This window comes from Vibrio breoganii (assembly GCF_024346795.1).
In the GTDB taxonomy this organism is placed as follows: Bacteria; Pseudomonadota; Gammaproteobacteria; order Enterobacterales; family Vibrionaceae; genus Vibrio; species Vibrio breoganii.
The window spans coordinates 331428-352659 of sequence record NZ_AP024864.1; the positions used below are offsets into that span (position 1 = coordinate 331428).

General features: G+C 45.8%; 23 protein-coding genes. 10 read left to right on the forward strand and 13 right to left on the reverse strand.

Annotation, left to right across the window (positions count from 1 at the left end; translation table 11 throughout):
• Nucleotides 1-3 precede the first annotated feature (3 nt).
• The 3 genes from OCU35_RS01605 to tldD are packed head-to-tail and all read left to right on the forward strand — an operon-like array spanning nt 4 to nt 6186.
• A complete protein-coding gene (locus OCU35_RS01605) occupies nt 4-3891 on the forward strand; it encodes a YhdP family protein (protein WP_261825543.1) in 3888 nt (1295 codons plus the stop codon).
• A gap of 3 nt (nt 3892-3894) precedes the next feature.
• On the forward strand, nt 3895-4737 hold the full coding sequence (locus OCU35_RS01610; protein WP_390209005.1) for a carbon-nitrogen hydrolase family protein: 843 nt from the start codon (nt 3895-3897) through the stop codon (nt 4735-4737).
• A 3-nt stretch (nt 4738-4740) separates the two neighbouring features.
• Entirely contained in the window at nt 4741-6186 is a 1446-nt protein-coding gene (gene tldD, locus OCU35_RS01615; protein WP_017028835.1) for a metalloprotease TldD, read from the forward strand.
• 298 nt (nt 6187-6484) lie between these two features.
• Here the strand turns inward: tldD and yjgA are convergent, their stop codons facing one another.
• On the reverse strand, nt 6485-7009 hold the full coding sequence (gene yjgA, locus OCU35_RS01620) for a ribosome biogenesis factor YjgA (RefSeq protein ID WP_017032864.1): 525 nt from the start codon (nt 7007-7009) through the stop codon (nt 6485-6487).
• Between the two features lie 130 nt (nt 7010-7139).
• Between yjgA and pmbA the strand changes: the two genes are divergently transcribed.
• Nucleotides 7140-8483 (forward strand): metalloprotease PmbA, encoded by a 1344-nt coding sequence (pmbA, locus tag OCU35_RS01625; protein WP_026012900.1) that lies wholly within the window; start codon nt 7140-7142, stop codon nt 8481-8483.
• Between the two features lie 83 nt (nt 8484-8566).
• Here pmbA and mgtE read toward each other — a convergent pair whose 3' ends face one another.
• The 12 genes from mgtE to OCU35_RS01685 form a co-directional block, all read right to left on the reverse strand.
• Entirely contained in the window at nt 8567-9925 is a 1359-nt protein-coding gene (mgtE, locus tag OCU35_RS01630) for a magnesium transporter (RefSeq protein WP_017032863.1), read from the reverse strand.
• A 122-nt stretch (nt 9926-10047) separates the two neighbouring features.
• A complete protein-coding gene (locus tag OCU35_RS01635; protein WP_017028831.1) occupies nt 10048-10320 on the reverse strand; it encodes an HPr family phosphocarrier protein in 273 nt (90 codons plus the stop codon).
• Nucleotides 10317-11186 (reverse strand): RNase adapter RapZ, encoded by an 870-nt coding sequence (rapZ, locus tag OCU35_RS01640; protein ID WP_017243816.1) that lies wholly within the window; start codon nt 11184-11186, stop codon nt 10317-10319. The genes OCU35_RS01635 and rapZ overlap by 4 nt, the downstream gene beginning before the upstream one ends.
• 4 nt (nt 11187-11190) lie before the next feature.
• On the reverse strand, nt 11191-11658 hold the full coding sequence (ptsN, locus tag OCU35_RS01645; RefSeq protein ID WP_017032861.1) for a PTS IIA-like nitrogen regulatory protein PtsN: 468 nt from the start codon (nt 11656-11658) through the stop codon (nt 11191-11193).
• 2 nt (nt 11659-11660) lie between these two features.
• Entirely contained in the window at nt 11661-11948 is a 288-nt protein-coding gene (hpf, locus tag OCU35_RS01650; RefSeq protein WP_017028828.1) for a ribosome hibernation promoting factor, read from the reverse strand.
• Between the two features lie 21 nt (nt 11949-11969).
• Entirely contained in the window at nt 11970-13421 is a 1452-nt protein-coding gene (locus tag OCU35_RS01655; RefSeq protein ID WP_102322757.1) for an RNA polymerase factor sigma-54, read from the reverse strand.
• Nucleotides 13422-13448: 27 nt separating this feature from the next.
• Entirely contained in the window at nt 13449-14174 is a 726-nt protein-coding gene (gene lptB, locus OCU35_RS01660) for an LPS export ABC transporter ATP-binding protein (protein ID WP_017028826.1), read from the reverse strand.
• Between the two features lie 7 nt (nt 14175-14181).
• The gene (gene lptA, locus OCU35_RS01665; RefSeq protein WP_017028825.1) at nt 14182-14679 is read right to left on the reverse strand and encodes a lipopolysaccharide transport periplasmic protein LptA; all 498 of its coding nucleotides are present in this window, start codon (nt 14677-14679) and stop codon (nt 14182-14184) included.
• Entirely contained in the window at nt 14660-15223 is a 564-nt protein-coding gene (lptC, locus tag OCU35_RS01670; protein ID WP_017243818.1) for an LPS export ABC transporter periplasmic protein LptC, read from the reverse strand. The genes lptA and lptC overlap by 20 nt, the downstream gene beginning before the upstream one ends.
• The gene (gene kdsC, locus OCU35_RS01675) at nt 15220-15777 is read right to left on the reverse strand and encodes a 3-deoxy-manno-octulosonate-8-phosphatase KdsC (protein ID WP_065598655.1); all 558 of its coding nucleotides are present in this window, start codon (nt 15775-15777) and stop codon (nt 15220-15222) included. Before kdsC ends, lptC begins: the two co-directional genes overlap by 4 nt.
• A gap of 3 nt (nt 15778-15780) precedes the next feature.
• A complete protein-coding gene (gene kdsD, locus OCU35_RS01680; protein WP_261825544.1) occupies nt 15781-16755 on the reverse strand; it encodes an arabinose-5-phosphate isomerase KdsD in 975 nt (324 codons plus the stop codon).
• Nucleotides 16756-16779: 24 nt separating this feature from the next.
• On the reverse strand, nt 16780-17739 hold the full coding sequence (locus OCU35_RS01685; protein ID WP_017243819.1) for a calcium/sodium antiporter: 960 nt from the start codon (nt 17737-17739) through the stop codon (nt 16780-16782).
• Between the two features lie 189 nt (nt 17740-17928).
• Here OCU35_RS01685 and mlaF point away from each other — a divergent pair, with 189 nt between their 5' ends.
• From mlaF to ibaG, 6 genes are read left to right on the forward strand one after another with little or no spacing between them, the layout of a single operon-like run.
• Nucleotides 17929-18732 (forward strand): phospholipid ABC transporter ATP-binding protein MlaF, encoded by an 804-nt coding sequence (gene mlaF, locus OCU35_RS01690; protein WP_017028820.1) that lies wholly within the window; start codon nt 17929-17931, stop codon nt 18730-18732.
• The gene (gene mlaE / locus OCU35_RS01695; RefSeq protein ID WP_261825893.1) at nt 18732-19520 is read left to right on the forward strand and encodes a lipid asymmetry maintenance ABC transporter permease subunit MlaE; all 789 of its coding nucleotides are present in this window, start codon (nt 18732-18734) and stop codon (nt 19518-19520) included. The genes mlaF and mlaE overlap by 1 nt, the downstream gene beginning before the upstream one ends.
• 2 nt (nt 19521-19522) lie before the next feature.
• Entirely contained in the window at nt 19523-20002 is a 480-nt protein-coding gene (gene mlaD, locus OCU35_RS01700; RefSeq protein ID WP_017028818.1) for an outer membrane lipid asymmetry maintenance protein MlaD, read from the forward strand.
• Nucleotides 20003-20004: 2 nt separating this feature from the next.
• Nucleotides 20005-20646, forward strand: coding sequence for a phospholipid-binding protein MlaC (gene mlaC, locus OCU35_RS01705; RefSeq protein ID WP_017028817.1), 642 nt, complete (start codon nt 20005-20007; stop codon nt 20644-20646).
• Nucleotides 20646-20978, forward strand: coding sequence for an STAS domain-containing protein (locus tag OCU35_RS01710; RefSeq protein ID WP_017028816.1), 333 nt, complete (start codon nt 20646-20648; stop codon nt 20976-20978). Before mlaC ends, OCU35_RS01710 begins: the two co-directional genes overlap by 1 nt.
• A complete protein-coding gene (gene ibaG / locus OCU35_RS01715; protein WP_017028814.1) occupies nt 20971-21225 on the forward strand; it encodes a BolA family iron metabolism protein IbaG in 255 nt (84 codons plus the stop codon). The genes OCU35_RS01710 and ibaG overlap by 8 nt, the downstream gene beginning before the upstream one ends.
• The last annotated feature ends 7 nt before the right edge of the window (nt 21226-21232 follow it).

The window sequence follows — 21232 nt, forward strand, 5'->3', positions numbered from 1 at the left end:
CCATTGGCGTCATTCGCAGTTCGACTAGAGCGATTAGTTTTATCGCTACTGGTCTTTATCTTTGTTTCGTTAGCGGTGCTGGTCACCGCTTTACGCGTTGCTTTACCTCGCTTAGATCATTACCAAGACGATGTTCAAAATTGGTTTAACCAAGTCTCTGGGCTGAACTTCACCATAGGTGAGGTTCATGGCTATTGGAAAAATACCCACCCATCACTCTCTCTTTCTGGCTTAGAAGCAGACATACCTAAAGGTGTTAAAGCGTTTTCGGTTGGTGAGGTTCGCGCAGAATTTGACCTAATCGACTCATTGTTAAATCTTCAACCTAAGCTCAGTGAGTTGACCGTTGATGGTTTGCATATTGATATCAGCGATATCGACCTGTTTAAGGCGAACCCTGAGTCATCAGAGCCACCTGAAAAGAGCGATCAGCAGTTACTTAAGATCCTCGAAAACCTAGTACTTCGTCAGCTAAGTGAGTTTGCACTTACAAACTCAACCATAGTATTTAGAGATATTTCTGGTGATGTACGTGAGGTGGATATCGAGAGGCTAAGTTGGCTTAACGATGGCAACCGCCACCGTGCCGATGGTGTGGTGAGCATCAAAGATGTCCAGCTTAATAGCGTCAGTGTCATTGCCGATTTTTATGACCATAACGGTTTATCGGATATCAGCGGTGACTTTTATCTACAAGGTAATAACTTTGATGTCACCCCTTGGGTATCGCCGTATCTTGCTGATGGTGTGATTATTGATAAGGGCCGAGTCAGTCTAAACACTTGGATTTCCCTGCAACATAACCAGCCCGTTGATGCCTATCTGGAAATATCGCCATCAGAACTGGAATGGCGTGATAAAGATGATATCCCTAATGCCATCTCTATTGAGGGTGGTGTCGTTAAACTTGATCCAACTGAGAAAGGCTGGCAGTTAAACGCGCAAGACTTGGCATTTAGTTCAAATGGCACCTCTTGGCCAGATCTGAATGTGGCATTCGAGTGGTCTCCAGAAAAGTGGCGATTGAATGCCAATCAAATAAAGCTAGAAAGTATTACCCCAATTCTCGACCTACTGCCTGATATGGAGAAGAGCGAAGAATGGGTGGATACCGTTCGTCTTGGAGGTACAGTTCAAGATATTCGTGTATCTATGGGTAAAGGCATAGAGTCACTTCGCTACTCGGCTAAGGTAAAAGATGGTCGTATGAACTACTGGGAGCTGATCCCTGGCTTTCATACCTTAGAAGCGCGTATATTTGGTCGCTCAGATCTCGCCAAAGCAACCGTCACTATGCTTGATGATACCTTGCCTTATGGTGAGGTATTCCAGGCATCGCTTAAGATACGCCAAGCAGAAGTTGATATTGTCTGGCAGTCGGATGATAACGGCTGGAGTTTATGGTCAGATAAAGTCACTGCAGCGACTCCGGACTTGCAAGTATTGGGAGCGTTCAAGCTCGACTTTCCAAAGGATGCACCCGCATTTTTGTCTTTCTATGCAGAAGCCGACCTAGCTAATGCAGGGCAAACCTGGCGTTACTTACCAACTCTTGCTTTAGGGCGAGGCCTTACCGATTACCTCTCTGCCGGTATTCAAGGCGGCCGAGTAAAAACGGCAAAATTGCTTTGGTATGGTGAACTGTCTAGCTTCCCATATAACGACAATAGTGGCATTTTCCAGGCATGGGTACCGCTACGCAAAACCAAGTTTAGCTTTAGTACCGCGTGGCCGCCTTTGACCGATATGCAGCTAGATTTGCTGTTCCAAAACGAGACCATGTTCTTAGACTCGAAAGATGCCAAGCTTCTTAATATTCAGGCTGACCGCATTTCTGGAAAGATCCCTCGTATGTATGGGAATGGACATATCGAAATTTTTGCAGCTGCGAAAGCGGAAGGTAAGGATGTTCGAGATTACATGAGCGCCTCTCCATTGGTTGGCTCTGTGGGTGCGGTGCTGAAGACTGTCGATATCAAGGGACAGGTAGAATCGCAGTTCCAACTTAAGATTCCGTTTAATGAAGAGCAAGAAGCTAGAGCTTGGGGTTACGCTGATCTTAGCGAGAATGACATCAATATTACGGCCCCCCCTATGCTACTGAAAAAGGCATCGGGTCGAATTGAGTTTGATAATGATGTTGTGCGCTCATCAGGGATAAGCGCTAACCTACTGGAACAGCCTATTACCTTGGACTTCCTTGGACAAAATGCCGAATCGAGTTACGACACCAGAATTGACCTTATCGGCGATTGGCGTACTGAACCGCTAGTTCCTTATCTGGGCAAGACTTGGCTAGAGCCAATATCGGGACATGCCCCTTGGAATATGGGGATCGATCTGCAGATTAATGATGTTGGCTTTACCTATCAGATAGATGCCAAGGCCAATCTAACTTCTATTGCGAGTACCTATCCTGCACCCATGAACAAAAAGGTGGGGGACGTATGGCAAGCTCGAATGCAGGCCTCGGGTAATCAGGAGTCGATTTCCGCAAGGCTACAGCTCCCTTCGGCTAAGTTTCAGACTGAAATTGATATTACTCAGGGTCGGCCTGTACTTGAGGCGACCAATACTGTTATTGGTGCGGGTAGTTTTAGGGTAAGCCCTATAGTGGGCCATCACGCCTCGCTGCGTTTGCCAGAGTTTAATCTTGATGAATGGATAGCGGCGCTAGAGCGACCAAGTGTTGGACCTAAGCCGATCCTTAGCGAGCTTAATGCTCCTGAAATTCCCGTGCCACAGCGTATTCAAGTGCAAAGCAGCAGCATTAAAGTGGGTGGCTTGGATTGGAATGAAGTGGACTTTGTCGCCCGCAAGAGAGCCAATACATGGCAATACAACATAGACAGCTCACAGGTTAAAGGTAAGGCTGAATATGATGGTTCTAATTTAGGTATCAATCTGTCGCTGCTACAACTGTATCTTGCTGAGCCAAAGAGTTTAGTTGAAGAGTCTGTCGCTAAAACAGAGGTCAAAGATAGTAAGGGTGAGACTCAACCGCTTATTACCGATTTTGATCGGAAGTTCTTTGAGGAAATGCCTAACCTTGATCTTAAGATCGATGATTTTTGGATGCAGGGCTACAAGGTAGGTAAAGTTGATGTGGTCATGAACCACGATGGCCAACGTATTGTTTGGGATAAAGCCAACTTTACCAGCGGTACATCGAGTGTATTAGCCAGTGGTTGGTGGGAGCTGACCGATGATGATAGTACTACGCATCTTGATCTTAACCTGAAGGGTGACGATAACTCTGAAATCATGGCGCGCTTTGGCATTGATTCAGGGATTCAGAAGGCCTCTTTCGAGGGGAACTCATCATTAGAGTGGAAGGGTTCTCCTTGGAATATGCAAGTGGATACCGTTAACGGTACCCTTAAAGCAGAGCTTGGCCGAGGTGTTATCTCAGATGTCGGCGGCGCAGCAAAGCTGTTGGGTATGTTTAGCCTCGATTCTATTATTAGACGTATGCAATTAGACTTCAGTGATGTGTTTGACGAAGGTTTAGCCTTCGACTCTATCAAGGGTACAGGTAAGGTCGAAAAGGGCATCTTTATTACTAATGACTTGAAGATGGACTCTATCTCTGGGGATATGACCATACGCGGTTTAGCCAATTTGAATACTCAGATGGTGGATGCGGAAGTCACATTTAAACCGGATGTTACCTCCGGAATACCTATGCTAACTGCCTTCGCTGTAGCGCCTCAAACCGCGCTTTATGTATTAGCGATAAGTACGGTAGTGGCGCCAGTTATTGAAGTTATTACTCAGGTTACCTATGAGGTAAAAGGCCCAATGAACTCGCCGCAAGTTAATGAGAAATCTCGACGTAAGGCTGACTACGAGATTCCCAAACAGCTTCGCTCAGAATCACAGGGGAAATAATCCATGATGGATGCACCAAGGATAGGTTTGATCCAGATGACATCGGGTAACGATGTCACTGAGAATTTGCAATTCATTGAGCAACAGTTGAGAAACTTAGCCAAACAAGGCTGTCAGTTGGTGGTAACACCAGAGAATAGTTTGCTGTTTGATAATGCACTAGCGTATCAAGTGGTCGCAGAAGAGCTGAACTCTGGCCCAATTCAATCCAAATTGGCGCAACTAGCAAAAGAGTTGCAAACATGGCTGGTGATTGGTTCTTTTCCTATACGAAGCAACGCGACTCATCTTTATTCTGCGTGCTTAGTGTTTGATGACAATGGAGCGCTAGTGGCTCATTACAACAAGATGCATTTATTTGATGTTGAAGTTGAAGATGAGCATGGTAGCTATAGAGAATCTGATTGTTTTTCTCATGGTACACAGCCCCAAGTGATAGATACTCCCGTAGGAAGGTTAGGGCTTTCTATTTGTTATGACCTAAGATTTCCTCATCTCTACAACCTTTTGCGTGAGCAAGGTGCCGATATTATTCTGGTACCTGCTGCTTTTACAGCAGTCACTGGAGAGGCGCATTGGGAAATATTACTTCGCGCTAGAGCCATAGAAAATCAAGCTTGGGTCATTGGCGTTGGGCAGTGTGGCTATCACTCAGCCAACAGACAAACGTGGGGGCACTCTATGGTAATTGACCCGTGGGGTAAAGTCGTCACTCAAGGGGCTACGACCCCATGCAACCTAGTAGCCGAAATCGAATTACATCAAGTGGAGAAGGTTCGCAAGGCGATGCCTGTTGCTTCACATCAGAAAATTTCTAACCTCATAAACAATGAGGATAAAGAGTAGATTATGACTATTGAACAAGTAGAACAAGAACTGCTGGCCCCTACAGGCCTTACTGAGCAGGACGTCAACAATACGCTTTCTATGATCGCTACTCGAGATATCGATTACGCGGATGTCTATTTCCAATCCAGTTGGCATGAAACTCTTGTCTTAGAAGACAGCATTATCAAAGACGGCTCGTTTAATATTGATAGGGGTGTTGGCGTTAGAGCAGTGAGCGGTGAGAAAACTGGATTTGCTTATTCTGACCAAATTCAGGCTGATAGCTTAAAACAAAGTGCAATTGCCGCTCGTGGTATTGCAAAGCAAGGCCAAACAGCGAAAGTGCAGGCATTTTCTCGTCATCACTCTAACCAGCATTACTCTGGAGTAAACCCGCTTCAAAGTCTTGAGAAACAACAAAAGATCGATCTGCTCAAAGAGCTAGACGTTTATATCCGCACTAAGGAGCCGTTGGTTTCTGAGGTGAATATCAGCATTAGTGGTGTATACGAGCAGGTGCTAGTCGCAGCAACTGATGGCACGTATGCCACCGATATTCGTCCACTAGTACGTCTCTCTATCAGTGTGCTTGCTCAGCGGGGAGAGCGTCGTGAGCGCGGCTCATCAGGTGGTGGTGGTCGTTACGATTATCAGCGATTCCTAGACATGGACGGTGACAAGACAGTAGCGACACACATGGCTGATGAAGCAATCCGTCTTGCTCTTGTGAATCTAGAGTCAGATGCGGCACCTGCAGGTGCTATGCCCGTAGTACTGGGTGCGGGCTGGCCAGGAGTGCTACTGCACGAAGCGGTTGGGCATGGTCTAGAGGGTGACTTTAACCGCAAGCAGTCATCTGTTTTCTCTGGAAAAGTGGGAGAGAAGGTAACCTCAGATCTTTGTACTATCGTTGATGATGGCACCATGACAGATCGCCGCGGCTCATTGAATATTGATGATGAAGGCGTTGCAGGACAATACAATACCTTGATTGAGAACGGCGTTCTGAAGGGCTACATGCAAGATAAGCTTAACGCTCGTTTGATGGGAGTAGCACCTACGGGTAACGGCCGTCGTGAGTCGTTTGCTCATCTTCCAATGCCTCGCATGACCAATACCTACATGCTGCCGGGTCAACATACTCCGGAAGAGATCATCTCTACCGTGAAGAAGGGGATTTATGCCCCAAGCTTTGCCGGTGGCCAGGTTGATATTACGTCGGGTAAATTCGTATTCTCAACCTCGGAAGCCTATTTGATTGAAGATGGCAAAATCACTCGACCAGTGAAAGGTGCAACTTTGGTTGGCTCTGGTATTGAAGCGATGCAACAAGTCTCTATGGTCGGCAATGACCTGCAGATCGATAAAGGTGTTGGAGTGTGCGGCAAGGCAGGACAAAGTGTCCCTGTTGGTGTTGGCCAGCCTACATTGAAGCTAGACAGTATTACTGTGGGTGGTACTGAGTAGAGTTGTATATACTCTTAATAAACCAAATTACGTCATTCTGGAGAATGCAAAGCATTCATCCAGAACCTTAGAGTGCACATGGTTGGGTTAGGCACTCTCTAAGATCCTAGATAAGTTCTCCGAACTTTCTAGGATGACGACGTTTAATGGCATTTTGTAGCTACAATCACGTCATTCTGGAAGTCGCCTAGCGACTATCCAGAATCTTGGGCAGTGCAGAACTTTACCATTTCTTTATAAGCATTACCCAAGGTTATACCGAAGATCCTGAATCAAGTTCAGGGCGCCAGTTGGCGTATTAAGCTTCTTCGTTCAACTCTTTCAGCAACTGAAAGATCTCACGATAAGCCTTAGGTGGCTTGCTCGCTTTTTTCTCTTTGTTCGCTTGGCGTGATAACTGGCGCAGGCGCTGTCTGTCTGCTGATGGGAACTGATTCAGCACTTCTTCAATGGCTGAGTCGCCATTTTCTACAACGCGGTCACGCAACGCTTCTAGCTTGTGTAGCTCTGCTGATGCTTGTGAGTGTTTGTTGTGGTGCTTATCGAGCGCAGCTTGAATTGGCTCGACGTCAATTTGTCTCATTAGCTTACCAATGAACTGCAATTGGCGACGCTTTGCTTCTTTATTGAAGCGTTGAGCATCTTTAATTGCGTCGGCAAGGGAATCAGGTAGTGGAAACTTCTCTAGTACAGAAGGTTTCAATTCTACTAGTTCTTCACCGAGTTTCTGCAAGGCTTCCATGTCCTCTTTCATTTCGGTTTTACTTACCCAAATGATTTCCTCTTCTTCTTCCCAAGGGGCTTTCTGATTTTTTCTGGCCATAATCTGCTCTTAGTTACTCAATTCTTAATGCGTATTTCGCTTTATGTCGTTTATTTTACCAAACAAAGTGGGGAGAATGCGAAAAGCTTGTTATTCTAACCTTTATTGCCTGCAAATATTTGATTTAACTATGGACGCTAGACAACAAATTGCCCAACAAAAAGTAGAATTAGAAGAAGCTGTCTCAAAAGCATTGAGTTTAGCCTCTGCTCAAGCCGATGGTGCTGAGGTTGCGATCAACAAATCTACCGGTCTCAGTGTATCCACTCGTATGTGTGAAGTGGAGAACGTCGAGTTTAACAGCGACGGTGCTCTGGGTATCACAGTTTACCGAGGTCAAAAGAAGGGAAGTGCCTCTACCTCTGATTTGAGTGAGAAAGCCATCGCTCAAACCGTGGCTGCAGCCCTAGATATTGCCAAGTATACCTCTGAAGATCCGTGTGCAGGACCCGCTCCTGCAGAGCTTATGGTCAAAGAGGTACAAGACCTAGATCTTTTCCATCCTTATGAACCTAACCCTGATCAAATTGCACAAATCGCTATTGAGGCTGAAGAAGCTGCTCTTAGCTACAGCGATAAGATCAAGCAAAGTGACGGTGCAAGCTACGATACCCACTATGGTATTCGAGTGTACGGTAACTCTCATGGCGTATTAGCAAGCTACCCATCGAGTCGTCATAGTGTGAGCTGCTGTGTGATTGGCGCGGGTGCTACGGGCGATATGGAGCGTGACTATAGCTACAGTGTGGCTCGTCGTGCTGAAGACCTTTGGTCAGCGAAAGAAGTGGGCTTGAAGGCCGCGCAAAGAACCGTAGACCGTCTCGATGCTCGCCAGATTGAAACTGGTGAATACCCAATTATGTTTGCTGCAGAAGTAGCAACTGGATTGATGGGCCACCTAGTCAGTGCGATCAGCGGTGGTAGTCTATATCGTAAGTCGTCATTCCTACTTGATCACCTCGGCAAGCAAATATTGCCAGAATGGTTCAATGTTAACGAGAAGCCACACCTGCTGCGTGGATTGGCATCAACGCCGTTTGATAGCGAAGGTGTTCAGACTAAAGACTACGATATCATCACAGATGGTAAGCTTGCGACCTATCTACTCACCAGCTATTCCGCTCGTAAACTGGGCATGACTACCACAGGACATGCTGGTGGTATTCACAACTGGTTTGTTCAATCTACAGGTCAAGATTATCAAGCCATGCTTAAAGAGCTAGGCACAGGTTTCTTGGTCACTGAATTGATGGGTCAAGGTGTTAACGGCGTAACGGGTGACTACTCTCGCGGTGCAGCTGGCTTCTGGGTAGAAAATGGCGTGATTCAATACCCTGTATCCGAGGTCACTATCGCCGGTAACCTAAAAGATATGTTCCAGAAAATTGTTGCTGTAGGTAACGATGTGGAGACCCGCTCTCAAATCCAAACCGGTTCGATGCTCATTGAATCGATGAAGGTGGCAGGCGCTTAAACCCGCTAATTAGAAACAAAAAAACGAGCCGTTTGGCTCGTTTTTTTATTGCTGATAGCTTAAAGCTGTCAGCTTTAATTCTGCTAAAGCAAAAACACCGTCGCCAATCCAAGAAACACCGATAGTCCAATAACATCCGTAATGGTAGTCAAAGCCATACCACCCGCGAGCGCAGGGTCGATATTCATCTTCTTCAGCACAATAGGTACAGTTACACCGGCGACGCCAGCGATAAATAGGTTGGTTAGCATAGCGGCGGAGATGATCATGCCTAGCACCCAATCACCCTTCCAGAATACCACAATCGCACCGATGATCAGCGCCCATAGAATGCCGTTCAAGAAGCCTATGGCAGCCTCTTTCATCAATAGTTCTTTTCGGTTACTGTCACCAATATGACCCAATGCCAAGCCACGAATAACCAATGCCACGGTTTGGTTGCCCGCAACACCGCCCATTGATGGCACGATAGTCATTAAGATAGCAATCGCGGCCATTTGTTCGAGGGTTGCCTCAAACATGTTCGAAACAGAAGCTGCTGCCAATGCGGCTAGAACATTCGCCCCTAGCCATACGCTTCGACGGCGCGCTGATTTTACTACCGGGGCAAAGGTATCTTCGTCGTCATCGAGACCCGCCAAACTCATCATCGAGTGCTCGGCATCTTCACGAATGATATCAACTACGTCATCGATGGTGATACGACCGACCAGATGTTGATTCTCATCGACAACAGGGGCTGATACCCAGTTTCGACGTTCAAACAGGCTAGCGACATCGGTATCACTGAGGTCTACGGAGATAGCCTCATCGGCATCTTCCATTACATCAATGACAGGAATGTCGGGTTGAGTGGTCAGTAGTGTTGTTAGAGATAAGTTACCGATGAGTCGGTCATCACTATCAATAACATATAAGGTATCTGTTGCCTCTGGCAGTTCGCCCTTCATTCTCATGTAGCGAAGAACTACGTCAATATCGACATCATCACGAATAGTGGTTACGTCGGTATTCATGATACCGCCAGCAGTATCTTCTGGGTAAGAGAGGGCTTTCTCGACACGAAGTCGATCTGCCGCATCCATTTGACCTAGAACTTGCTGTGAGACGTCATCAGGTAGGCTTCGAAGTACGTAGGCAACATCATCGGTATCCATACCCTCGGTTGCTTCTGCAAGCTTACCAGGGGCCATTTTAGAGACGAGGTTATCTTTTACATCTTCGCTTAGCTCATCAAGGATTTCACCGTAATCTTCAGGATCGGTGAGTTGCCATAAGACTTCACGACTTTTTCTTGGAGAGGCTTCGAGGAGGTGAGCAATATCCTCCGGCTCCATACTTTGCAGTTGGCGTCGTACGAAGACAAATCGACCATTATCCAGTGCATCACTAACTTCTTGGAGCGTTTGGTGGGCTTGATCAAACTCGATCTGTTCCGCCATTATTTGCCTCCGTTAGATTTTTGTTCACTGAATAGTTTAATAGAAGGATATTAGCTTATTTTATTCAAGGGGTTAATAAGTTATTAGGGCTAAAAGAGAAAATTAACTTGAGTGGGCGAAAACTATTCGTCTTCCTCAAACTTTCCTTCGATAAGCGAGCAGATGGCGTTCAGAGCTTGCGATGCCTCAGCACCATCGGCCGTGACTGTTACGTGCTCACCTTGAGCAGACTCAAGCATCAATAAGGCCATCACACTGTCTGCTTCGGCGCTGCTTTCTTCGTTATGAACGCTGACCTTAGCATCGAAACTTTGTGCCAATTCAACCAGTTTAACGGCAGCGCGCGCATGCAAGCCTAGCTTATTGACGATAAGCAGGGTGCGAGATTCTGTCATTGGCCTTTCTCCAATTCGTTGTGACGAATCAGTACGTGTTGGCCTTGTTTTAGGAAGTATTCACCGATTTGCTGAGTTAGAAAAACGGAACGATGTTTACCGCCAGTACAGCCTATAGCCACAGTAAGATAACTACGATTATTCTTTTCTAAAGAGGGTAGCCAACGCTCGATGAAGGCCTGTATCTGACCCTTGAGTTCAACCACATCCTCAAAGCCAAACAAGTAGTCTTGAATGGGCTTATCTAAACCCGTAAGAGGGCGAAGTTCTGGTTTCCAGTGAGGGTTCGGTAGGAATCGTACATCAAACACATAATCGACATCTGAGGGCAGGCCGTGCTTGAAACCAAAGGATTGGAACACCATGACCAACTCTTGGCCATCGCGACCTAGAATGCGTTTACGCACCATCTCGCTCAGCTCATGAATAGAAAGCTTACTGCTATCGATGACCAGGTCAGCTTGCTCTTTAAGTGCGGAGAGCAGTCGCTTCTCTTCTACTATGGCTTGCTGCAATGAGCGTGAATCTTCAACGAGAGAGAGCGGGTGAATCCTTCGAGTTTCGCTGTATCGTTTAACCAGCGTTTCTTCATTGGCTTCGAGATACAAGACGGTTACCTGAACCGAATCATCAAGGGTTGTCAGTACGGCAGCAACTTGACTTGGATTTGTCGGTAGGTTGCGAATATCAATACTGACTGCAACCTTTCTTTGCTGTGGGCTCAGACCATCAACAAAAGCGCTAAGCAGCGTTACCGGAAGGTTATCAACACAGTAGTAGCCAATATCTTCTAGAGCACGTAAGGCAACACTCTTGCCGCCACCGGAGTTACCGCTGACTACAACTAGCTGGCGTGGTTCGGACATCTATTTATCCCTTTGGACACTCAATCGATTCAGAGATCATGATCTCGAATAGCTCTTCGTCGGACTTGGCATGACGAAGCTGTTTGAGTACTTTCTTGTCGTTAAGGCGTTCAGCCATACAAGAAAGGGTTTTAAGGTGTTCTTTGCACTGGTCTTCAGGAACAAGTAGCGCAAACAACAGATCAACCGGACGATTATCGATGGCATCAAATTCAATGGCCTCATCACACTGCAGGAGCACAGCAATCGCCTTGTCTGAATTACTCATACGTGCGTGAGGGATAGCAATGCCATTGCCAATACCGGTACTACCTAGCTTTTCTCTGCCCAGCATGCATTCAAACAGGTCCGTTGAATCATGACCTGTGTGTGTGGCTGCGATTTGACTGATGAGTTCTAGTGCGCGCTTCTTACTCGTACAATGGACTGCACTTTTAGTGCAGTCCAACGACAATACTTCATTAATTTGCATGGTTAGTGATTACTTAACTTTTCTTTATGCTTGGTCAGCTGGCGTACTAGCTTATCAACTAGTGCATCGATAGCAGCGTACATGTTGTCTTCTTCTGCTGCTGCATGAATATCGCCTTGGCTAACGTGTAATGTGGCTTCTGCGATATGATTAACTTTCTCGAGTTTTAAGATCACGTGCACATTGGTGATGTGCTCGAAGAAACGCTCTAATTTTTGAAACTTGGTATCAACGTACTCTTGAAGTGACTCTGTAAGCTCTACATGATGGCCTTTGATATTGATTTGCATAAGCGTTCCTTCTAGTGATGCCTAAACTAGGCGTTTTCGCTGACTCGACGGGGCAATACCCAGTGATTCACGGTATTTTGCCACGGTGCGTCTCGCTACCTTCACCCCTTGTTCAGCGAGTAGGGTGGCAATTTTGTTATCGCTCAATGGTTTAGCACTGTTCTCTTCGGCTACCAATTTTTTGATTAATGCTCTGATAGCTGTTGAGGATTTGTCCTCACCTTCATCATTGCTGACGTGACTTGAGAAGAAGTATTTTAGCTCAAAAATACCGCGCGGTGTGTGCATATATTTCTGAGTTGTGACACGTGAAATAGTCGACTCGTGCATATCAATAGCTTGCGCAACGTCGTTCAATATCATCGGTTGCATGGCTTCTTCGCCCTTATCGAAAAACTCTTGTTGAGTCTCGACTATACATCTAGCCACTTTGAGCAGAGTATCATTACGACTCTCTAAACTCTTAATGAGCCACTTTGCTTCTTGAAGCTGGTCTTTGATGTATTGATTGTCATCGCTATTTGCACCGGTAATGGTCGCGTAATGCTGATTAACTTCTAGTTTAGGTGTACTCGTGTTATTGAGAAATACCGTCCACTTACCATTCACTTTTATCACATTAACATCAGGTATCACGTACTCGATGTCGTTCTCACCAATTTGGCTTCCTGGTCGCGGATCGAGTTGTTGAATTAGCTGTAAAACCGCGATCAAATCACTCTCTTTGAGCTTAGTTTCTTTAACGATCATTTTGTAGTCGCGATTGGCTAAATGTTCGATATAGTTTTCTAAGATCTCGCAAGCCTGTTGCTTACGCGGAGTATCGTCAGGAAGAGCATTAAGTTGCAGTAATAAACACTCTTGTAGGTTACGCGATCCCACCCCTAAAGGTTCAAATTGTTGAACGCGTTTAAGTACTGCGACGGTTTCATCTTCTTCGACGTCAGGAAGAGACAAGCTCGCAGTAATATCCGCTGTAGTGAGGGTCAGAAAGCCTCTGTCATCGATAGCGTCGATGATGGCTATTGCAATGGCATGGTCTGTTTCGGTAAAGGGAGTGAGCTCCAATTGCCATAACAGATGGTCATACAGGCTGGTTTGGGTCTCGCCTTGATAAATGGGTAATTCATCATCCGCTGCGATACCCGTATTACCTGAATTAGAGCTGTAAACATCTTCCCATGAAGTGTCCATCGCCAAGTCTTCACCAATGGAATTAGATGCCATCAGTTCTGCACTATCTTGAGCGCTCGCTTCAGTGACGTTTTCTGCCGGTGTATCTTGTGAGGAATCTGTTTTTTCTTCGGTTTGATTGTTGTCTTCTACAACTTGAAGAAGTGGATTGGAATCTAGGGCTTCCTGAATCTCTTGCTGAAGCTCAAGGCTCGACAATTGCAACAGCCTAATCGCTTGCTGCAACTGAGGGGTCATAGCGAGCTGCTGACCAAATTTGAGTTGTAATGCCGCTTTCATGATAATGAGTCGCCCGAAACGAACCGTCTACAGACGGAACTGTTCACCAAGGTAAACTTTCTTAACCTGGTCGTTGCTTAGGACTTGCTCAGGGGTTCCTTCTGCTATTAGGTGTCCTTGGCTAACAATGTAGGCGCGTTCACATACGTCTAATGTTTCACGAACGTTGTGGTCAGTGATGAGTACACCTAGGCCACGGTCTCGTAAATGTTCAATGATCTTTTTGATATCGATAACGGAGATTGGATCAACACCAGCAAAGGGTTCATCTAGCAAGATAAACTGTGGATTTGCAGCTAGCGCTCGAGCGATTTCTACACGGCGACGTTCGCCACCAGAAAGTGCCATACCGTTACTCTTGCGAATGTGCTGAATATTAAACTCGTCGAGCAACTCTTCTAGCTTCTCGTCTCGCTCTTGCTTGGATATCTCGTTGCGAGTTTGCAATACGGCATAGATGTTATCTTCAACAGAAAGCTTTCTGAATATGGAAGCTTCTTGAGGCAAATAGCCGATACCCATTCTTGAGCGGCTATGCATAGGAAGAATACTAATGTCCTGATCGTCAATGAGGATCTGACCTTCATCGCGAGCCACTAGGCCTACAATCATGTAGAACGATGTCGTTTTACCCGCACCGTTAGGCCCTAATAGACCCACGATTTGTCCTGATTCTACTTGCAGACTCACGTCAGCAACCACTTTGCGGTTCTTGTAGCTTTTCGCTAGGTGTTCAGCTTTGAGTATTGCCATAGGTTGACTATTTCTTCTCTTTTGGCTGTGGCTGTAATACCGTTGAAACTCGAGAGCCCTCGCCACTTTCGGCGATCATTTTCTCGGTAGTAATATGGTATACGATGCGCTGACCATTAATTGTACTGTCATCCTGAGCCAGCATCGCCTGCTTGACCATGGTTAACTGGTCTTCAGACATGTTGTAGTAGAGCTCTTCTGCGTGACCGCGAATGGTTTTACCGTCATCAGTAAGTTGAGAGAACTTAGCTAGCTCTCCATAGGCTTCGATTTCTTTGATTGAGCCATCTTCTGGATTACGGAAAACAATGACTTTATCGCCCTCAACATTGATGCTTCCTTGGCGCATTTTTACATCGCCAATAAAGGTCACTTTGTTGCTCTTCATGTCGAGGTGCTGACTGTCTGAGTCGATGTAAACCGGTTGCTCTGAATCTGTTGATAGCGCGAGAGCAGCAGGAGACAGCAATATTCCTAGTAAAAGACTAAGGCTGAGAGTTTTCATAGATCCCTTGTACACTATTGAACAGCACCGCTTCATTGTCATCCAGGTTGCCCTCTAGTGCTTGGCCAATATTCACAAATTGTGGCCCTTCTAGAGTAACCTGAACGTCAGAGTTGAAGTCTTTGGTGTCCAGTTCAATCGTCATTTTGTCTGTAGTTAATGTTTCAAAGCTGGCGTCGGGCAGTAAGTTGGTCGCAATGACATTACCTTCCAGCGTCAGGTGATGATTTTTATCTAAAACGGCTTTATCTGAAACTACTTGCCACTCTTCGACAATCCCCTCACGATACACATACATCACGAGGTTATCAAATAAGGTATCGCCACTGTCGGCATAATGGTCGAGCTTCTCTGAGGTGATCTTGTAATTACGAATACCCTCTAGGTCATAGTTGGTATTCGTCACTAATCGCCCAGTAAACATAGGCAGTTCGGCACTAGGCTCCACTTGAATGACCACTTGTTCTTGATTTGTCAGTAAGTAGTAACCGGAAAAACAGATGACTCCGATTAGCACTATCTGAAAAATGCGAGAACCCGTCATATGCTCAAGCCTTTGTGCTGCTCAAGTTCACCCCTAGCTTCTAGGATGAGGTCGCAGACTTCGCGCACTGCGCCGTGTCCGCCTTTAATCTTGGTGACGTAGTTGGCACGCTGAACCAACAATGGGTGTCCATCATTGACGCATACCTTGAGAGCAACCTTATCCATTACAGGCCAGTCAATCAGGTCATCACCAATGTATCCGGTGTGTTCTGGTTGGATGCCTAACTTATCTACGATGTCGTTGTAGGCTTTGATTTTGTCATCTTGGCCCTGATAGATAAGAGATATACCTAAAGCGCGCATACGGTTTTCAACGATTTGCGATTTGCGACCAGTAACGATGGCGACTTCAATTCCCGCGTTCATCAGCGATTTCACACCATAGCCATCTCGGGTGTGAAAGGTTTTTAATTCTTCGCCATCATTGCCCATGTAAACAAGGCCGTCAGAAAAGACGCCATCCACATCACAGATGAGTAGTTTTATCTCTTTTGCTATGGCAAAAACAGATGTTGAAACTGGACCGTATAGAGAGTTGACCACTTCAGTCATGAATTACATTACTCCGGCTTTAAGAAGGTCGTGCATATTGAGAGCACCAACCAGTTTGTCGTCTTCACATAGTAATAAGGCTGTGATGCTGCGTTCTTGCATCATATTCAACCCTTCAACCGCCAATAGAGATGGCGAGGCAAAGCTTGGATTCTTTGACATTACATCACCAATCTTAGTGCTGTGAATGTCAATACGCTTATCTAAAAGGCGTCGTAAATCACCATCGGTGAATATGCCTTGGATTTTGTCCTGTTCATCAACAATGGCCGTCATGCCTAAGCCTTTTTGGCTGATTTCAATCAGGGCATCCTTAATCAAAGCGTCTGCTTTAACTTTAGGAACTGCTGAGCCAGTGTGCATAATGTTTTCTAATTTTAATAACAACTTGCGACCCAGTGCACCACCCGGATGAGACAGTGCAAAGTCCTCAGCGGTAAAGCCTCTCGCCTGCATCAGAGCCATAGCTAACGCATCGCCCATCACCAAGGTAGCGGTTGTGCTGCTAGTCGGTGCTAACTCTCTAGGACAAGCTTCTTGGGGAACGGCAATACACAGGTGAATATCACCCAGTTTAGCCATGTTTGAGTTTGGCTTACCTGTCATGCTGATGATCTGGATGTTCAGACGCTTCAATACTGGAAACAGCGATAAAATCTCAGAGGACTCACCAGAATTGGAGATAGCGATAACGATATCCCCTTGAGCAATCATGCCCAAGTCGCCATGCGCGGCCTCCCCAGGATGAACAAAAAAGGCTGAGGTGCCCGTACTTGCCAATGTGGCTGCAATCTTGTTACCAATATGGCCAGACTTGCCCATGCCCATTACCACAACCTTGCCGTATTTGTTCTCTAAAATGGCATCACAGGCGCGATTAAAATCGGCATTAAAATATTGAGATAGCTGAGTCAGTCCGGCAATTTCTATATCCAGAACTTCTTGTGCAGCTTTTTGATAGTCAAATTTTGAAGACACGTTTGATTCCTTTGATGGTCAATTCTACACGTTCATGATCAAGTAGCCTTGGTAGGCGATGAATAACAGAAACAGGATACTACCTTCGATTCGGTTGATGCTTCTGGACTTACCGAGCGCCATCACCACTAATAGCAAAGAAACGCCTAGCATCACCCAAAAATCACGGTTCATCGCGTCTTCGTTGAGGAATGATGGATTAAGAAGGCCTGGAATACCCATTACAGCAAGAATATTAAATACATTGGAACCGATGATATTACCCACTGCCATGTCATCTTCACCTTTCATGACACCGGCAAGAGAAGCCGCTAGCTCAGGAAGGCTGGTACCCACTGCGATAATCGTCAGGCCGATAACCAAATCACTCATGCCAAAGTACTTGGCAATGATGACAGCATTGTTGACCAGTAGATCTGCTGAAATAGGCAAAACGATAAGACCCACAACGACCCAAAAAATGGCTTTTTTATTTTCTACGCCATCAGGGACTTCAGACTCTTGCTCGCTGATCATGGTATCGCCCTTGAGCTTCTCTGCGCGCGAGATACGTAGCATGGTGATGATGAATGCGGCAAACAACACGACCAGTAATACACCTTCCATAAAGCCTAGGTAGTGGTTCCACATGATGCCGCCGGCAACCAAGGTCACGCCTATCATTAGAGGCAGTTCGCGACGCAATACGCCAGAACTGACTGAAAGTGGTTTAACTAGCGCAGTGATACCGAGAATAAGGGCGATGTTTGCGATATTAGAGCCCAGCACGTTACCTACCGCAGTATCGGTTTTACCTTCTAGAGCCGCCGTTGCAGATACCATCATTTCAGGAGCAGAAGAGCCCATGGCAAGAATGGTCATACCGATGACTAGGGGAGAAATTCCGAAGTTTCTGGCCAGGGCTGCGGAACCGAATACCAGTCTATCGGCACTCCATACCAGCATGATTAAGCCGACGACAAGAAGACAAATCGCTACGATCATTAGTGGACTCTTTATTAATTGATGCGAGTTAAACAGTGATTTTGACGTTAAGCTGTCAAAAAGGGAAGATTTTAGACAAATTATTTACACATAAGTCTAATAAAATTCCTATGATTAAGTCGAGCAACTAACTGATTTATTCAACCTTTTTAATATTTTGCGCGTACAGAGTCTGGACAAGGAGTGTCGATGGCTGAACCAAATCCCAAAATCATTCTCAATAATGTCACCTTCTCGCGTGGCAATAGGGTGATTTTTGATGACATCAGTTTGTCGATTCCAGAAGGGAAGATCACGGCAATTATGGGTCCGTCGGGCATTGGTAAAACCACACTATTGAAGCTCATTGGTGGGCAGATTCAGCCCGATAGCGGAGAGATATGGTTTGAAGACCGTAATATTCCAGCGCTGAGCCGAGGGTTGCTATACCAAACCCGAAAGAAAATGAGCATGCTGTTTCAGTCGGGGGCACTGTTTACCGACCTGACCGTTTTTGACAACGTCGCCTTTCCTATTCGTGAGCATACGACTTTGCCCGAGTCGCTCATTCACACCATAGTACTTTTGAAGTTGGAAGCGGTTGGTTTGAGAGGTGCTGCAGACTTAATGCCTAGCGAACTGTCTGGAGGTATGACGCGAAGAGTGGCTCTAGCTCGAGCAATAGCGCTGGACCCTGAAGTGGTCATGTACGATGAACCTTTTGTGGGGCAAGACCCTATTACTATGGGGGTGCTGGTGGAGTTGATTCAAAAGCTCAACCAAGCCTTGGGCATTACCTCTATCGTGGTCTCGCATGATGTACCTGAGGTAATGAGTATCGCGGATTATGTGTACTTGATGGCGGATAAGAAGATCATTGCCAAAGGAAACCCGTTAGAGATTGAGCAAAGCGCCGATCCAAGGGTTCAGCAGTTTTTGCAAGGCAATGCGGATGGTGCGGTGCCCTTTGCGTTTCCGTCACAGCAATTAGAGAAGGACTTGTTTCTGCGATGATGTCTAAAGTGGTTAACAAGGTGGCTGATTTTGGCGCTTCGGGAGTAAGGCTAAGCCGTTCTTTTGGCAGAGCGACCTTTATGATGCTCGGTGCTTTGTTTAGCAAGCCTGAACCGTTGAAAAGTTTCCCTTTACTCATTAAGCAGCTTCACTCGGTTGGTGTGCAATCCTTGGCCATCATTATGGTGTCAGGGCTGTTTATTGGCATGGTATTGAGCCTTCAAGGTTATGTCGTGCTCGTCGATTATGGTGCAGAAGGCAGCTTGGGGCAGATGGTCGCCTTTTCGCTATTGCGAGAGTTGGGTCCTGTGGTCACTGCTCTACTGTTTGCTGGGCGTGCGGGCTCAGCGTTGACCGCTGAAATAGGTTTAATGAAGGCAACAGAACAGTTATCAAGCCTAGAGATGATGGCTGTCGATCCACTAAAACGCATCATTAATCCAAGATTTTGGGCCGGTGTGATATCGATGCCACTACTTACTATGATTTTTATTGCCATTGGTATCTTAGGTGGCCAGTTTGTGGGTGTTGATTGGAAGGGAATTGATCACGGAAGTTTTTGGTCAGCAATGCAGTCTTCAGTGGAATTAGGCAGAGATATTGGCAACAGCCTCATTAAGTCTTTGGTATTTGCTATTACCGTGGTTTGGATTGCTTTGTTTAATGGCTATGACGCAGTGCCGACTTCAGAGGGCATCAGTCAAGCAACTACTCGCACAGTAGTGCATTCCTCTCTAGCCGTATTGGGGCTAGATTTTGTGCTTACCGCATTAATGTTTGGAAGTTAAGTATGAGTCAATCAAGGAAGTTAGAGTTTTGGGTCGGTAGTTTTATGATCCTTGGCATCATAGCGGTGCTATTTATGGTGCTGAAGGTTGCTGATGTAAAGTCAATAGGAAGCCAAGACAGCTATAAGTTAAGAGCTTATTTCGACAATATAGGTAGCCTTAAGGTGCGCTCCCCGGTCAAGGTCGGTGGGGTAGTGGTAGGGCGAGTATCGGATATTAGCTTAGATACCGAGTACTATACTCCCATAGTGACCCTTTCGATTGGCGAAAACTATGGTCATTTTCCTGATACCTCAAGTGCACATATCTTGACCTCAGGCCTAATAGGGGAGCAATACATTAGCTTGATACCTGGCTTTATTGACGAGGATGTAGACTTACTCGCAGATGGTGACCTGATAGAGGATACTAAATCGGCACTGGTGCTTGAGGATTTGATTGGACAGTTCTTATATAGCGTTGGTGATGGCTCAGGAGAATAAGTATGAAATGCATTCTTAGATTTATCTCATTGATTTTAATGCTTTGTTCGCCGATTGTCTGGGGCGCAACTATTGATAAAACTCAGCCGTATCAGATGATGGAGCAAGTTGGGAGCAATACGTTTGACAGACTCAAAAATGAACAGGCGCAATTAAGAGAATCTCCAGACCAACTTAAAGTTGTCGTAGAAGAAGAGCTAATGCCGTACGTTAATGACCGTTATGCAGGCTTAAAAGTATTAGGGAGTTACCTGAAAAAAGCTGATAAAGCCGAAGTGGCTGACTTCTTGGTGGCCTTTCGTGAGTATTTGGTCACCTCATACGCACAGGTGCTTACCCAATACAAAGACCAACAGATTAATTACTCAAAATCTAAACCTATAAGAGATGACCAACGTATCGTGTCTATTCCGGTTGAAATTGTGCAAGGTGATCGCCCACCGATTAAGATTGAATTTAAGTGGCGTAAAGATAAGAAAACCGGCGAGTGGCAAGCCTTTGATATGGTGGCTGAAGGTGTCAGTCTGATATCCAGTAAGCAATCCGAGTGGGGCGGAAAGATCCGTAGTGATGGCCTTCCTGCGGTAACAGAAGAGCTAGCAAGGCTTGCTAAGACTCCAATTCGCTATGAGCCTGCAAAATAATGAGCACTACAGCGTCTTGGATCGTCATTGATGAACAGCATGCCGAGATTAGTGGTGTGTTAAATAGAAACAGTGTTCCGCAGCTTTGGCAGCAGATATTGCAATGGTCCCCAAGTGCAGAGCGGCTAGAAATCAACCTAAATGAGGTGCTAAATTCCGATTCTGCGGCAATGGCACTCATTCTGCACTTAATTGAACATGCAAAAAATTGTAACTGCCATATAATGTTGCGATCTGTACCAAATAAACTGCTTACACTATTTGAAGTAAGTAATGCAATGCCGTTACTGGCGGGGCATATAGAAATCGAGATTGAGGGTAAAAGTGGATAGTACACAAGTTAAGAAATTGCTCGACGACGCGTTGCAGCTAGCAGAAATTCATGTGAAAGGCGAAGGTAGCCACTATGAGGTCATTGCCGTTGACGAATCTTTTGACGGTATGAGTCGTGTTAAGAAGCAACAGCTTATCTATGCACCTTTGATGGAATACATCCAACGCAATGATATCCACGCGGTATCAATCAAAGCTTTTACTCCTGATGAGTGGCAGCGCGATAAAAAACTTATGTCGCTTTAAGGATAAG